Here is a 13933-nt window from a genome sequence, read left to right on the forward strand (position 1 = left end):
GAGGGGCTGCGGCAGGAGAAGGAGCCCCGGGCACGAAGAAGGGCCCCGTCGCCGGAGACCGGCGGCGGGGCCCTTCCCTCTTCCCTCTGCTCGGGGGTCCGTCAGTTCCCCGGGAAGTGACACGCCACGTCGCGTCCGGCGACGGGCTGGAGCGTGGGCCGCTCGGTGCGGCAGATCTCCTGCGCCTTGGGGCAGCGCGGGTGGAAGGAGCAGCCGGGCGGCGGCGCGGCCGGGCTCGGCGGATCTCCGAGCAGCACGATCCGCTCCCGCCGCCGCTCGGCCGCCGGATCCGGCAGCGGTACGGCGGACAGCAGCGCCCGGGTGTAGGGGTGCTGGGGGTCGGCGTACAGCCGGCGCTTGTCCCCGATCTCGACGATCCGGCCGAGGTACATCACCGCGACCCGGTCGCTGACCCGCTTGACCACCGACAGGTCGTGCGCGATGAACACGTAGGCCAGGCCGAGTTCGCGGCGCAGCCGCTCCATCAGGTTGACGATCTGGGCCTGCACGGAGACGTCGAGGGCGGAGACGGGTTCGTCGGCGATGATCAGCCGGGGGCTGGTGGACAGGGAGCGGGCGATGCCGATGCGCTGGGCCTGACCGCCGGAGAACTCGTGCGGATAGCGGTCGATGTGCTCGGGGATCAGCCCGGTCAGCTCCATCAGCTCGGCCGCCCGGCGGCGGGCGTCGGACGCGCTCCAGCCCTGCACCAGGAGCGGGTCGGAGATGATCCGGGCCACCGTCTGGCGGGGGTTGAGGGAGGAATGCGGATCCTGGAACACCATCTGGAGGTGGCGGCGCAGCGGCCGCATGGCGCCTTGGGAGAGGCGGCTGATCTCGCGGCCCTCGAAGGTGATGCTCCCCGAGGTGGGTTCCAGCAGGCGCACCAGCATCCGGCCGGTGGTGGACTTCCCGCAGCCCGACTCCCCCACCAGGCCGAGGGTTTCCCCGGCCGCCAGCTCGAAGGAGACCCCGTCCACGGCCCGGACGGGGGCGCCCCGGCGGCCGGTGGCGGAGCGCTTCCCGGGGAAGGCCATGGTCAGGTCGCGCACGGACAGCAGGGGCGGGGCCGTGGCCGGGCCGGCCGTGGCACTCGCTGGGATCGTCTCGGTCATCGGGAGGCCTCCTGGACGGGACCCGCGGCGGCGGGGGCCGCGCCGGGGCCCGCGAAGTGGCAGGCCACCCGGCGGGCGGAGCCCGCGTACGGATCGAGGGCGGGCCGGACCGTCGTACAGTGCTGCCGTTCCGCATCGGTCCCGGCGGCGGCCCGGGCGCAGCGCGGGGCGAAGGCGCAGCCCGGGGCCGGTTCGCGCAGCGAGGGCGGGGAGCCGGGGATGGTCCGCAGCGGCTCGTCGTCGGCGTCGTCGAGCCGGGGCAGCGAGTCCAGCAGGCCGCGGGTGTAGGGGTGGGCCGGGTCGGCGAACAGCTCGTCGACCGGGGCCTGTTCGGCGGCCCGGCCGCCGTACATGACCAGCACCTCGTGCGCGACCCGGGCGACCACGCCGAGGTCATGGGTGATCATGACCACGCCGAGGCCGCGGTCCTGCTGGAGCCGGGCGATCAGTTCGAGGATCTGCGCCTGGACGGTGACGTCGAGGGCGGTGGTGGGCTCGTCCGCGATGAGCAGGTCGGGCTCGCAGGCCAGGGCCATGGCGATCATCGCGCGCTGGCGCATGCCGCCGGAGAACTGGTGCGGGTACTCCCCCGCGCGGCGGGCCGGTTCGGGGATGCCGACCTCGCCGAGCATGTCCACGGCGCGTTTGCGCGCGGCGGCCCGGCCGGCTTTGAAGTGCACCCGGAAGTGCTCGGCGATCTGTTCGCCGACCGTGTAGTAGGGGTGCAGGCTGGAGAGCGGGTCCTGGAAGATCATGGCCATCTTGCGGCCGCGCAGCCGGGAGAGGTCCTTCTCGCCGAGGGTGGTGAGCTCCCGGCCGTCCAGGGCGATGGAGCCGCCGATCTCGGCGCCGCGGTGCAGGCCCATGACGGCGAGGGAGGTGACGGACTTGCCGGAGCCGGATTCCCCGACGATGCCGAGGGTGCGGCCGGCCTCGACGGTGAAGTCGAGCGAGTCCACGGCGCGGACGGTGCCGCGCGGCGTGGTGAACGTGACGTGCAGGTCGCGCACGTCGAGGAGAGCGGCCATCAGTACCTCACCCTCGGGTCGATGACGGCGTACAGGAGGTCGACGACGAGGTTGGCGACGACGATGAAGAACGCGGCGAGCAGGGTGACCCCGAGGACCACCGGCTGGTCGGAGTTGACCAGGGCGCCGTAGAAGAGCCGTCCGATGCCGGGGAGTCCGAAGATGGACTCGGTGATGACTGCTCCGGCGAGGAGCCCGCCGAGGTCCATGCCGAAGATGGTGAGGATGGGAGTCATGGCCGAGCGCAGGCCGTGTTTGACGACGACGGTGCGCTCGGGCATGCCCTTGGCGCGTGCGGTACGGATGTACGGCTCGGCCATCGCCTCGATCATGGAGCCGCGGCTCTGGCGCGCGTACATGGCGGCGTACAGCAGCGCGAGCGCGGTCCAGGGCAGCAGCAGGTTGCTGGCCCAGGCGAGCGGATCGTCGGTGAAAGCCTGGTAGGTGGGGTAGGGCAGCAGGTCGGCGACGCGGATCACTCCGTAGATCAGCATCACGGAGGTGAAGTAGACGGGCAGGGAGGCGGCGGCGACCGCGCCGACCATGAGGACCTTGTCGGTGGCGGTGTCCTTGCGCAGGGCGGCGGTGACCCCGGCGCCCAGGCCGAGCAGCAGCCACAGGGCGGCGGCGCCGACGGCGAGGGAGGCGGAGACCGGGAGGCGGTCCATGAGCAGGTCCCACACGGGCAGGGAGTTCTCGTAGGAGTAGCCCAGGCACGGGAAGTCGCACTGCACGGCGTACTGGCCGGTGCCCAGGGTGCGCCCGGTGAAGATGCCGCTGAGGAAGTCGTAGAACTGGCGCCACAGGGGCTGGTCGAGGTGCAGGTACGCGCGGACCGCGGCGATGCGTTCCTCGCTGCAGCTCTTGCCGCAGGCGGCGGCGGCCGGGTCGGAGGGCAGGACGTAGAAGATGAGGAAGGTGACGGCGGCGATGGCGAGCAGCACCCCGGCGAGGGCGAGCAGGCGGCGCAGCAGGTAGAGGATCACGTGCGGCCGCCCCGCGGGTCGAGGATGTCGCGCAGTGCGTCGCCGAGCAGGGTGAAGGCGAGGACGGCGAGGAAGAGGAAGGTGCTGGGGATGACGAAGTACATGGGGTCGGTCTCGTAGAAGGCGACGCTCTCGGCGATCATCTGGCCCCAGGACGGGGTGGGCGGGCGGACGCCGACGCCCAGGTAGCTCAGGGCGGCCTCGGTGCTGATCATGCCGGGGATGAGCAGGGTGGTGTAGGCGATGACGGGGCCCGAGACGCCGGGGAGGATGTCGCGGGTCAGGATGCGCCAGGCGCCGGCGCCGCCGACCCGGGCCGCGTCGACGTATTCGCGGTGTTTGAGCGAGAGGGTCTGGCCGCGGACCACGCGGGCGATGCCGGGCCAGCCGAAGAGGCCGATGACGGCGGTCATGAGGACGATCCGGTTGACGTCCTTGGCCACCGACAGCACCGCGATCATGAAGATCAGGGAGGGGAAGGACATGGTCAGGTCCATGAGCCGGGACAGGACGGCGTCGGTGCGGCCGCCGAAGTAGCCGGCGGCGATGCCCGCGGCGGTCCCGGCGAGGACGACGATCGCGGTGGCGGAGAAGGCGATCAGCAGGGAGACCTGGGCGCCGTGCACGACGCGCGCGAAGAGGTCGCGGCCCGTGACGGGTTCGACGCCCAGCCAGTGCTCGGGGCCGATGCCGCCGAGGGAGCCGAGGGGGAGGCCGCCGAGGTAGGCGTCGACGGCGCTCTTGTCGTAGGTGTCCGGGGCCCAGCCGCCGAGCGCGCCCAGCCAGGGGGCGGCGAGGGCCATCAGGACGAAGAGGACGACGATGACGAGGCTGACGCGGACGGCGGGGCGGCGGCGGAGTTCCCGCCGGGCGAGCTGCCAGGGGCTGCTGCCCGGAGGGACCTTCGCCGCCACCGGCCCGGGGTCGGTGGCGGAGACGGTGGCGGTCATGCTCAGCCCTGGCTCTTCGCCGGGTCCTTGAGACCGACGGTCGCGTAGTCGATCTGGCCGACCCAGACGGGGTGGCCGAAGGCGCCCGCGATGTTGGGTCCGACGAGCAGCGGCTTGCGCTCCAGGAAGAGCGGGACGGACGGGGACTTGGTCATGATGGCCGCGTCGAGGTCCTGCCAGGCCTGGTTGGCCTGCTTCGCGTCGGACATGGCGTTGATCTCGTCGATCCGTTTCATCGTCGCGTCGTCACGGAACTGGCTGTTGTTGCCCTGGTTGCCCTTGGGCTTGATGGTGCGTCCGTCGAAGACCATGGGGAGCCAGGTGGAGCCGGAGGGGTAGTCCGGACACCAGCCGCTCATCGTCATGTCGGGCGTGGTGGACAGGTCGCCGATGACGTCGTAGTAGGCGCCCGGGTCGATGGTGTCGATGACCACCTCGATACCCACGCGGGACAGGCCCTGCTGGATGGCCTCCGCCTTGCCCTTGTCGCCGGTGGACACGGCGAGGGAGACCTTCAGCTTCTCCTTGCCCGCTGCCTGGAGGAGTTGCTTGGCCTTGGCGGGGTCGCCGCCGGGGGCGATCTTGAGGGTGTCGGCCTGCTTGCCGCCGGAGAGCGCGGGCGGCAGGTAGGCGGTGGCGACCTCGTTGAGGGCCGGGCCGCCGTTCGCGGTGATCACGGCTTCCTTGTCGACCGCGTACTGCATGGCCTCGCGGACCTTGGGGTCGTTGAAGGGCGCGCGGGAGTTGTTCAGGCTGAGCATCTCGGTACAGCCCTGGGACTCGGCGAGCAGCCGCTGCTTGATCTCCGGCTTGGGCAGCACCTTCGGGGCGCTCTCGGGCCGCATGTTCGACCATTCGACGGTGGAGGCGTCGGCGCCCTCGCCCGCGATGACGCGGTCGTCGATCTGGCCGCCCTTGAGGCCCATGACCACCACGAACCTGTCGGGGTAGGCCTTGCGGACGGTGTCGGTTTTGGGGTCCCAGTGCTCGTTCCTGACCAGGACGAGCTTCTTGTCCCGGTCGTAGGACTCGATCTTGTACGGGCCGGAGGAGAAGGGGCGGGCGTCGTACTGGGTGCCCTTCTCCTGGGCCTGCGGCACGGGCGCGAAGGTCGGCAGGGTGGCGGTGGCGGAGAACTCGGCGACGGGTCTCTTCAGTTCGAAGACGATCGTGCGGTCGTCCGGGGTCTTCACGGAGTCCAGGTGCTGCCCCTGGAGGGGGCCCTTGTAGCCCTCGGTGCCGGCCAGGTACTGGGCCGCGTAGTCGGGGCCGCCGGTGAGGTCCGGGGCGAAGGAGCGCTCGACGTTGTACTTGATGTCGGCGGCCTTGATGGGGGTGCCGTCCTCGTACTTCAGGCCCTCCTTGAGGGTGAAGGTCCAGGTGCGGCCGCCGTTGGAGGCGGTGCCGAGGTCGGTGGCGAGGTCGGGGACGAGCTCGCTGCCGCCCTTGCCCGGCTCGGCCTTGAAGGTGACCAGGGTGCGGTAGAGGAGCCGGGTCCCGAAGTCCATGGTCGGCATGACCCAGTTGCGGGCCGGGTCGAGGTGGGCGAAGTCCTGGTTGGACAGGACGGTGAGGGTGCCGCCCTTGACCGGGGTGCCCCCGAGGGTCCGGCCGTCGTTGGCGGCGGCCGGGTTGGCGCCGCCCGTGCCCGCCGATGCCTTCTTGGTGTCGGAGCAGCCCGAGGCGCCGAGTGCGAGGGCCGCCACCAGGGCGGTGGCGAGGGCGAGTTGGTGGCGCTTGGTCATGGGTCACTCCAGGGAAGGGCCGCGCTCTACGATGTGACCGGTAACATAGTAATGTGAAATTGCACTGACAAGGGGTCTGCGCCGTCGTTATCCAGCCGTGTCCAAATGCGCCACCCAGAAGGTGAGTTGAGGCCCGCGAGACGCGGTCCGGACAGCACTCCGGGGCCTCGACCGGCAGGTCGGGGCCCCGGAAACGCGCGGCCGCGCGGCCGGATCCGATCCGGCGGCCCGGTCAGGCCTTGGCGGCCGCCCCGCCGCCCAGCCGACCCACGCTGCGGCCCACCGGCTCGTCGCGGCCCTGCGCCCACAGCGAGCGGACGTGGCCGAGGTGGCGGGTCATGCACTCCTGGGCCGCCGCCGCGTCGCCCGCGATCATCAGGTCCAGCAGCTCGACGTGCTCCTCGGCCGAGGAGACGAGCTTGCCCGCCTCGTCCAGGCCGGTCAGCCCGTAGAGCCGGGAGCGCTTGCGCAGGTCGCCGACGGTCTCCACGAGCCGGTCGTTGCCCGCGAGGGCCAGCAGGGACAGATGGAAGCGGCGGTCCGCCTCCAGATAGCCGATGAGGTTGTGCTCGCGGGCGCTGGTGACGATCTCCTCGGCGATCGGCCGCAGGGCCTCCAGCTGCTCCACGGTGGCGATCTCGGTGATCCGGCCGATGGTCGGCACCTCGATCATGGTGCGCAGTTCGGTGTACTGGTCCAGGTCCCGCTCGCTGACCTCGGTGATCCGGAAGCCCTTGTTGCGTACGGGCTCCACCAGCCCCTCGCGGGCCAGGTCCAGCATCGCCTCGCGCACCGGCGTGGCCGAGACCCCCAGTTCGGCGGCCAGGCCCGGCGCCGAATAGACGTTCCCGGGGCGGAGTTCACCCGCTATCAGGGCGGCCCGAAGGGCGTGTCCCACCTGATCGCGCAGCCGCTCCTGGGCCTTGATGAGACTGTGCTGCTTCAGGTCACCCATAGCTTTTCCTCCGAGAATCGCAGAGGCACAGCGTACAATGTCACGTTTCGCTGTTGCCCCCGGCCGCCGCGTACAGCGCCACCGCCACGGCAAGATCCTCCCAGGCCATGCCCACGCTCTTGAAGAGCTGTGGACAACTCTGCGCCCGCCCGCCCGCCATCCGGCCCGCGACCAGGTCAGCCAGGGTGCCGCTGATATGACCGGGCCCGATGGCCCCCTCCGCCTCCGGGACCAGCAGGTCCCCCGCCTCCCGCAGCGCGGCCGCGCGGGACTCGACGTAGACGGCGGCCCGCCGCACCAGCGCCGTGTCCGTTTCCCGGGCGTCCGGCTCGTGCGAGCCCACCGCGACCACGGTGGCGCCGGGCTCCACGATCCGCCCGTCGAAGAGGGGTTCGCGGGAGGTGGTGCAGCAGACGATCAGGTCGGCCCCGGCCACGTCCCCCGGGCCGCCGGTCCGGGCGGGGACGTCGAGGGTACGGGCGTACGCGGCCAGCGCCCCGGCCCGCGCGGGGTCGCGCGCGACCACCACCGCTTCGGCCAATTCCCGTACGGCCACGATCGCTTCGAGGTGCCCGTACGCCTGCGGGCCCGACCCGAACAGCACGAGCCGCAGCGACCGCCCGGCCGGGGCCAGGTACCGCAGCGCGAGGGCGGAGACCGCCGGGGTGCGCAGGGTGGTGAGCGCCGCCCCGTCGAACAGGGCCAGCGGGCACAGGGTCGGGCCGTCCAGCAGCAGGTAGGAACCGGTGATCCGGGGCAGCCCGCGGGCCGCGTTGCCGGGGGCCACCCCGGCGATCTTCACCCCCGCGTACGCGCCGGAGGCGGCGGGCATCAGCAGCAGCTCGCCGCCGGGGACCGCGAGCGCGGTGCGCCGGGGGCAGCCCTCGGGGTCGGGCCCGTGGCGCAGCGCGTCGGCCAGGGCGTCGGCGGCCGCGGCCGGAGCGAGCAGGGCCGCCATCCGCTCGGCGCCGAACTGCGGGAGACCACCGGGCGGGGCGGGCGAGGGACCGGCCGGCCCGGCGGAACCGGCGTCGCTCACAGGGCGAATCCGGTGCCGAGGACGTCGTACGGGTCCCGTACGAAGGTGTGCTCGCCGGTGCGGTGGGCGGTGCCGGTGACCTCGGTGACCAGCCCGTCGGAGGCCTCCCCGGGACCGGTGGACGGCAGGATCCGGCCGGTGAAGACGGTGCCGGTGACGGATTCGTGGAGCAGGTCCCCGTGCGCGCCCAGGCGTCCGTCCTCGGCGAGCAGGGCGAGGCGGGCGGAGGTGCCCGATCCGCAGGGCGAGCGGTCGATCTGGCCGTCGCCGAACACGGTGACGTTGCGCTGGTGGGGGCCGAAGGGGGTGTCGGGCAGCTCCTCGTAGAGGATCACCCCGTACACCCCCGAGAGCAGCGGACCGTCCGGGTGCCAGGTGCCGGGGTGGGCCGCCAGCGCCGACCGGATCTCCTGCCCGGCCCGCACCAGTGCGGGCAGCGCGTCGCGGCCGGTGCCCAGCCCCAGGTCCCGCGCGGCGACCGAGGCATAGCAGGCGCCGGCATGCGCGAGGTCCACCTCGGCCACTCCGAAGGAGGTGGCCACGGGCACCTTGCGGGCGGTGACCCGGGCCGGGACGTTGCGGAAGGTGATCCCGGTGGTGCGGCCCGCGGCGCGGTGGACGGTGGCGGTGACCCGCCCGGACGGCACGTCGATGCGCACCCGGGCGTCCCCGTCGTGCGGGGCGGCGACCAGGCCGCTGTCCACGGCCCAGGCGCCGAGCGCCATCGTGCCGTGCCCGCAGGCCGTGGAGTAGCCGTCCTTGTGCCAGAAGAGCACCCCGAAGTGCGCCCCGTCGTCGTCGGGCGGGACCACGAACCCTCCGTACATCCCGGCGTGCCCGCGCGGTTCCTGGACGAGGAGACGGCGTACGTCGTCCAGCGCGCCCCGGCGCGGCGCCGTACCGCTGCCGCCGGGACCGATGGCGGTGGCGCAGCGCTCGGCCACCGTGTCGCCGGGGACGGGCGGGAGCCCTGCGGTGACGATCCGGAAGGGTTCCCCGGCGGTGTGGTAGTCGGTGGTGCGCACGGGCGGGTGCGCGGCGGGCTCGGCCGTCACAGCTGGAACCCTCCGGGGAAGGGGTCGGACGGGTCGAGGAAGTACTGGGCGGTGCCGGTGATCCAGGCACGGCCGGTGACGGTCGGGACGACGGCGGGCAGGCCGCCGACGGTGGTCTCGGAGACCAGCCGGCCGGTGAACTCGGTGCCGATGAAGGACTCGTTGACGAAGTCCCGGCCGACGGGGAGGAGGCCGCGGGCGTGCAGCTGGGCCATCCGCGCGGAGGTGCCCGTGCCGCAGGGCGAGCGGTCGAACCAGCCGGGGTGGATGGCCATGGCGTGCCGGGAGCGTTCGGCGTCGGATCCGGGGGCGGCGAGGTAGACGTGCTTCACCCCGCCGATGGAGGGGTTCTCGGGGTGCGCGGGGCGGTGCTCGCTCGCGTTGACCGCCTCCATGACGGCGAGTCCGGCGGCGAGCAGGTCGTTGCCCCGGGCGCGGTCGAAGGGCAGGCCCAGGGAGTCGAGTTCGACGAAGGCGTAGAAGTTGCCGCCGTAGGCGAGGTCGTAGGTGACCGTGCCGTATCCGGGGACCTCCGCCTTGAGGTCGAGGCCGACGCAGAAGGAGGGGACGTTGGTGAGGGTGACGTGTTCGGCCACCCCGTCCCGGACCTGGACGTCCACGCTGACCAGGCCCGCCGGGGTGTCCAGCCGGACGGTGGTGACGGGCTCGACGACGGGCACCATGCCCGTCTCGACGAGGACCGTGGCGACGCCGATCGTGCCGTGGCCGCACATCGGGAGCAGCCCCGAGACCTCGATGTAGAGGACCCCGAAGTCGGCGTCGGGGCGGGTGGGCGGCTGCAGGATGGCGCCGCTCATCGCCGCGTGTCCGCGGGGCTCGTTCATCAGCAGGGTGCGGACGTGGTCCATGTGCGCGATGAAGTGGAGCCGCTTGTCGGCCATGGTGGCGCCGGGGATGACCCCGACCCCACCGGTGATCACCCGGGTGGGCATGCCCTCGGTGTGTGAGTCCACGGCGTGGTAGACGTGGCGGGTGCGCATGGAGTCCCCCTGGGATCTCGGCTGGACGGACCGGGCGGAAAAGCTGGGCCCTGGACCTAGTTGAGGCCCTCGGCGAGGGCCTTCTCGGTGGCGGCGCGGACGGCGGCCTCGATCTCGCCGGTGAGCGGGAAGCGGGGCGGCCGGACGGCGCCGCCGGGGCGGCCCGCCAGGTCCATGGAGAGCTTGATGGCCTGGACGAACTCGGTCTTGGAGTCCCAGCGCAGCAGCGGGTGCAGGGACTTGTAGAGCGGCAGGGCGGTCTCCAGGTCACCGGCGACGGCGGCCCGGTAGAGGGCGGCGCAGGAGTTCGGCAGCGCGTTGGGGTATCCGGCGATCCAGCCGACGGCTCCGGCGAGGGCGAGCTCGAGCAGGACGTCGTCGGAGCCGATCAGCAGGTCGAGGCCCGGGGCGAGTTCGGCGATCTCGTAGGCGCGGCGGACGTCCCCGGTGAACTCCTTGACGGCGACGATGCTGGAGTCGGCGTACAGCCGGGCGAGCAGCGGCGGGGTCAGGTCGACCTTGGTGTCGATGGGATTGTTGTACGCGACGACGGGTACGCCGGCCTGGGCGACTTCGGCGTAGTGGGCGCGGACGGCGTCGTGGTCGGCGCGGTAGGCGTTCGGCGGGAGCAGCAGGACGGAGCCCGCGCCCGCTTCGGCGGCCTGTTCGGTCCAGCGGCGGGATTCCGCGCTGCCGTAGGCGGCGACGCCGGGCATGACGCGGTCGCCGTCGCCCGCGGCCTCGACGGCGGTGCGCACGACCCGGGCGCGCTCCTCGTCGGTGAGCGTCTGGTACTCGCCGAGCGAGCCGTTGGGGACGACGCCGTCGCAGCCGTTGGCGATCAGCCAGGCCACGTGCTCGGCGTAGGCGTCGTAGTCGACGGAGTGGTCCGCGCGCAGGGGCAGGGCCGTGGCGACCATGATTCCGTGCCAGGGGCGGGTGCGGGGTGCGGTGGGCGCGGGGGTGGGCGCGTGCGTCATGGGAGAACTCCTTATGTGATGTGTGACATTTTACTAGTGGGTGCAGGGCGGCCACAAGGGTTGCGGCCGCCCGATCAGTGGTCCGCCGCGGGTCGGCCGGCCGGCTCGACGGCCGACTCGACGGCCGGCAGCCCGGCCAGGTGGCCCAGCGGCACCGGACAGGACAACGGCCGCCGGTCGGCGGCCGCTTCCACGCCCGCGAGCGCGGCGACGGCGGCTCCGCACATCCGTCCCTGGCACCAGCCCATGCCCGCGCGGGTGAGCAGTTTGACGGTACGGACGTCCCCGGCGCCCAGGTCGGCCACGGCCTCCCGGATCCGCCCGGCCGGGACTTCCTCGCAGCGGCAGACGTCGGTGTCCTCCCGCAGCCACTCGGTCCACCCGGCGCCCGGCCGGTGGGCCGCGCCCATCGCGTCGGCGAAGGCCCGCAGCCGGGCCCGGCGGCGCACCAGGGCGGCTGGGGCGGGCCCGCCCGCGACCGCGCGGGCCGCCAGCTCCCCCTCGGCCAGGGCGAGTCCCGCGCCGCCGATCCCCCCGGTCTCGCCCGCCGACCAGATGCCGGGGACGGAGGTCCGCTGGCTCTCGTCGAGGTCGAGCACCACCGTCCCGTCGGCCGCGCGCGTGGTGGCGCAGCCGAGGCCCGTGGCGAGTTCCAGCTGGGGCACCAGCCCGTGGCCCACCGCGAGCGCGTCGCAGGGGATCCGGCGCTCGGTGCCGGGCACGGGCCGCCAGTCACGGTCGAGCCGGGCCGTGACCACGGCCTCCACCCGGTCGCCGCCCTGGGCCTCGATGACGGCGCGCCGGGTGAGCAGCCGCACCCGGTGGCGCAGCAGCGCCCCGCCGTGGGTGGCGCCTTCGACGAGCTTGCCGGGGTTGCGCAGCAGGGTGGGCAGCCGGCCCGCGTAGGCGGTGTAGGAGGAGGCCTCCAGCACGGCGGGCACCCGGGCCCCGGCGGCGGCCAGGGATCCGGCCACCGCCAGCAGCAGGGGCCCGCTGCCCGCGACGACGATCCGGCGGCCGGGCAGGACGAGGCCGCCCTTGAGCATGGCCTGGGCCCCTCCGGCGCCGACGACCCCGGGCAGGGTCCAGCCGGGGAAGGGCAGTTGCCGCTCGTGGGCGCCGGTGGCGAGCAGGACGGCGCGGGTGCGCAGGGTGACGGGGCGCTCGTCCTCGCCGCGGGTGCCGGCGACGGCGTGCAGCGTCCAGCCCGGGGGTCCGGCGCCGTCGGCACGGGCGTCGGTGCCGGTGCCCGTGCGGGATCCGGGTGCGGATCCGGATCCCGGTCCGGTTTCCGGGACCACCGTCCAGACGTGGTGGGCGGGCAGGTAGGTGATCCGGCCCGCCGACTCGTGGGCGCGCAGGCGCTGTTCCCGGGTGGCGAAGGCGGCCCAGTCGTGGTGCAGGGCCTCGGGGCGGGCGGCGCCGAGGGCGGGGGCGGGCGCGCGGTAGTACTGGCCGCCGGGCCGCTCCCCCGCGTCCACGAGGATGACGCGCAGGCCCAGATCGGCGGCGGTGACGGCGGCGGCGAGCCCGGCCGGGCCCGCGCCGACGACGGCGAGGTCAGACGGCGAGGTCGGCACGGCCGGTTCCCTCCTGGGTGGTGACGGTGTCGCCGGGCCGGGCCGGGACCAGGCAGGCCCGCTGGTTGGGGCGGCCGTTGACGGTGACGAGGCAGTCGTAACAGCTGCCGATCCCGCAGAACGCGCCGCGCGGGGCGCCGCCCTCGCGGGTGGTGCGCCAGGCGAGGATCCCGGCGGCCCACAGGACGGCGGCGATGCTCTGGCCGTCCTGCGCGGGCAGGGCGCGGCCGTCGAACTCGACGGTGTGGGCGGTCCGGGCCGCGCCGCCGACGAGGTCGCGCGGTTCCCGCGCCGGGCGGGTGCGGCGCAAGCCGGCCATCAGGCCTCCTTGGTGAAGCGGTCGGGGCGGAACGGGCCGGGGTCCATCGGGGCCGCCGTGCCCGCGAGGGCCGCGGCGATCAGCACCCCGGTGCCGGGCGCGAGGCCGATGCCCGCGCCCTCGTGGCCGCAGGCGTGCAGCAGCCCGGGGACCCGCGGGTCGGGGCCGATCGCCGGCAGGTGGTCGGGGAGGTACGGGCGGAAGCCGTGGTAGGCGCGCAGCACCCGGACGTCGGCCAGGACCGGGAAGAGGGCGGCGGCCTGGCCGGCGAGGCGGCGCAGGGCCTCGGTGGACAGGCCGCGGTCGAAGCCGACCCGTTCGCGGGTGGCGCCGATGAGGACCGGCCCGCCCGGGGTGCCCTCGACCACGGCGGAGGACTGGAGGGCGGCGGAGCCGCTGGCGACGTCGGCGATGTAGTCGGCGGCGTACACCTTGTGGCGCACCACGCGCGGCAGGGGTTCGGTGACCAGGACGAAGCCGCGGCGGGGCATGACGGGCAGGGTGGTGCCCGCCAGTTCGGCGATCCGGCCGCCCCAGGTGCCGGCCGCGTTCACGACGGCCGGGGCGCGCAGTTCGCGGCGCGGGGTGCGCACGCCCCGTACCGCGCCGTCCCGCGAGCGGAGGATCGCGGTGACCTCCTCGCCGGTGACGACGCGGGCGCCGGAGGCGGCGAGCAGGTGGGCGGCCGCCCGGGCGGGCTGGACCTGGGCGTCCTCGGGGTAGTGGAAGCCGCCCGCGAGGCCGGGGGCGAGGTGCGGCTCCAGGTCGCGGAGCGCGTCCCCGGCCACCTCGGCGGCCCGTACGCCGACGGCGCGCTGGCCGTCGGCGAAGTCCCGCAGGGCCTTGAGGGTGGCCTCGTCGGGGGCGACGACCAGGCCGCCCTTGGCCTCGTACTCGGTCTGCTCCGGGAGGGCGGCGGCCAGCCCGCGCCACAGGGTGGTGGAGAGCAGCGCGAGGTCGAGCTCGGGGCCCGGCCCCTTGTCGGAGACGAGCAGGTTCCCTTCCCCGGCACCCGTCGTACCGCCCGCGACGGGGCCGCGGTCGACGACGGCTACGGAGAGGCCGGCCTGGGTGGCGTAGTACGCGCAGGCGGCTCCGACGACGCCCGCACCGATGATGACGGCGTCGAGGGGCGCGTCCGTGAGTGGTCTCTTGGGCACGGCAGTAATATGTCACATTC

The 13933-nt window shown here is 73.9% G+C and carries 13 protein-coding genes; all 13 read right to left on the reverse strand.

Annotated features, from left to right (window positions below; genetic code table 11):
• Nucleotides 1-101 precede the first annotated feature (101 nt).
• Nucleotides 102-1115, reverse strand: a complete 1014-nt coding sequence (locus ABT084_RS27030) for an ABC transporter ATP-binding protein (protein ID WP_351048959.1) — start codon at nt 1113-1115, stop codon at nt 102-104.
• Nucleotides 1112-2143, reverse strand: a complete 1032-nt coding sequence (locus ABT084_RS27035) for an ABC transporter ATP-binding protein (protein WP_351048961.1) — start codon at nt 2141-2143, stop codon at nt 1112-1114. Before ABT084_RS27035 ends, ABT084_RS27030 begins: the two co-directional genes overlap by 4 nt.
• A complete protein-coding gene (locus ABT084_RS27040; protein WP_351048964.1) occupies nt 2143-3129 on the reverse strand; it encodes an ABC transporter permease in 987 nt (328 codons plus the stop codon). Before ABT084_RS27040 ends, ABT084_RS27035 begins: the two co-directional genes overlap by 1 nt.
• Nucleotides 3126-4079, reverse strand: a complete 954-nt coding sequence (locus tag ABT084_RS27045) for an ABC transporter permease (protein ID WP_351048967.1) — start codon at nt 4077-4079, stop codon at nt 3126-3128. The genes ABT084_RS27040 and ABT084_RS27045 overlap by 4 nt, the downstream gene beginning before the upstream one ends.
• A 2-nt stretch (nt 4080-4081) precedes the next feature.
• Nucleotides 4082-5824 (reverse strand): ABC transporter substrate-binding protein, encoded by a 1743-nt coding sequence (locus tag ABT084_RS27050; RefSeq protein ID WP_351048969.1) that lies wholly within the window; start codon nt 5822-5824, stop codon nt 4082-4084.
• A gap of 232 nt (nt 5825-6056) precedes the next feature.
• Nucleotides 6057-6779: a GntR family transcriptional regulator gene (locus tag ABT084_RS27055; protein WP_351048972.1), complete on the reverse strand. Its 723-nt coding sequence runs from the start codon at nt 6777-6779 to the stop codon at nt 6057-6059.
• Nucleotides 6780-6819: 40 nt separating this feature from the next.
• Nucleotides 6820-7818 carry an ornithine cyclodeaminase family protein gene (locus ABT084_RS27060; RefSeq protein ID WP_351048974.1) on the reverse strand — a complete coding sequence of 333 codons (999 nt, stop codon included), beginning with the start codon at nt 7816-7818 and terminating at the stop codon, nt 6820-6822.
• Nucleotides 7815-8873: a proline racemase family protein gene (locus ABT084_RS27065; RefSeq protein WP_351048976.1), complete on the reverse strand. Its 1059-nt coding sequence runs from the start codon at nt 8871-8873 to the stop codon at nt 7815-7817. The genes ABT084_RS27060 and ABT084_RS27065 overlap by 4 nt, the downstream gene beginning before the upstream one ends.
• A complete protein-coding gene (locus ABT084_RS27070; protein WP_351048979.1) occupies nt 8870-9874 on the reverse strand; it encodes a proline racemase family protein in 1005 nt (334 codons plus the stop codon). Before ABT084_RS27070 ends, ABT084_RS27065 begins: the two co-directional genes overlap by 4 nt.
• 56 nt (nt 9875-9930) lie before the next feature.
• Nucleotides 9931-10854: a dihydrodipicolinate synthase family protein gene (locus tag ABT084_RS27075; protein ID WP_351048982.1), complete on the reverse strand. Its 924-nt coding sequence runs from the start codon at nt 10852-10854 to the stop codon at nt 9931-9933.
• 74 nt (nt 10855-10928) lie between these two features.
• Nucleotides 10929-12434: an FAD-dependent oxidoreductase gene (locus tag ABT084_RS27080; protein WP_351048985.1), complete on the reverse strand. Its 1506-nt coding sequence runs from the start codon at nt 12432-12434 to the stop codon at nt 10929-10931.
• Nucleotides 12415-12753, reverse strand: coding sequence for a (2Fe-2S)-binding protein (locus tag ABT084_RS27085; protein WP_351048988.1), 339 nt, complete (start codon nt 12751-12753; stop codon nt 12415-12417). Before ABT084_RS27085 ends, ABT084_RS27080 begins: the two co-directional genes overlap by 20 nt.
• Nucleotides 12753-13913: an NAD(P)/FAD-dependent oxidoreductase gene (locus tag ABT084_RS27090; RefSeq protein WP_351048989.1), complete on the reverse strand. Its 1161-nt coding sequence runs from the start codon at nt 13911-13913 to the stop codon at nt 12753-12755. The genes ABT084_RS27085 and ABT084_RS27090 overlap by 1 nt, the downstream gene beginning before the upstream one ends.
• Nucleotides 13914-13933 lie beyond the last annotated feature (20 nt).

The organism is Streptomyces sp. NPDC002138 (genome assembly GCF_040296485.1).
Classification (GTDB): Bacteria; Actinomycetota; Actinomycetes; order Streptomycetales; family Streptomycetaceae; genus Streptomyces.

Bases quoted from the DNA above. Each gene is read 5' to 3' on its own strand.
- ABT084_RS27030 (WP_351048959.1), bottom strand. From the start codon at position 1,115: ATGACCGAGACGATCCCAGCGAGTGCCACGGCCGGCCCGGCCACGGCC.
- ABT084_RS27035 (WP_351048961.1), bottom strand. From the start codon at position 2,143: ATGGCCGCTCTCCTCGACGTGCGCGACCTGCACGTCACGTTCACCACG.
- ABT084_RS27045 (WP_351048967.1), bottom strand. From the start codon at position 4,079: ATGACCGCCACCGTCTCCGCCACCGACCCCGGGCCGGTGGCGGCGAAG.
- ABT084_RS27050 (WP_351048969.1), bottom strand. From the start codon at position 5,824: ATGACCAAGCGCCACCAACTCGCCCTCGCCACCGCCCTGGTGGCGGCC.
- ABT084_RS27055 (WP_351048972.1), bottom strand. From the start codon at position 6,779: ATGGGTGACCTGAAGCAGCACAGTCTCATCAAGGCCCAGGAGCGGCTG.
- ABT084_RS27070 (WP_351048979.1), bottom strand. From the start codon at position 9,874: ATGCGCACCCGCCACGTCTACCACGCCGTGGACTCACACACCGAGGGC.
- ABT084_RS27075 (WP_351048982.1), bottom strand. From the start codon at position 10,854: ATGACGCACGCGCCCACCCCCGCGCCCACCGCACCCCGCACCCGCCCC.
- ABT084_RS27085 (WP_351048988.1), bottom strand. From the start codon at position 12,753: ATGGCCGGCTTGCGCCGCACCCGCCCGGCGCGGGAACCGCGCGACCTC.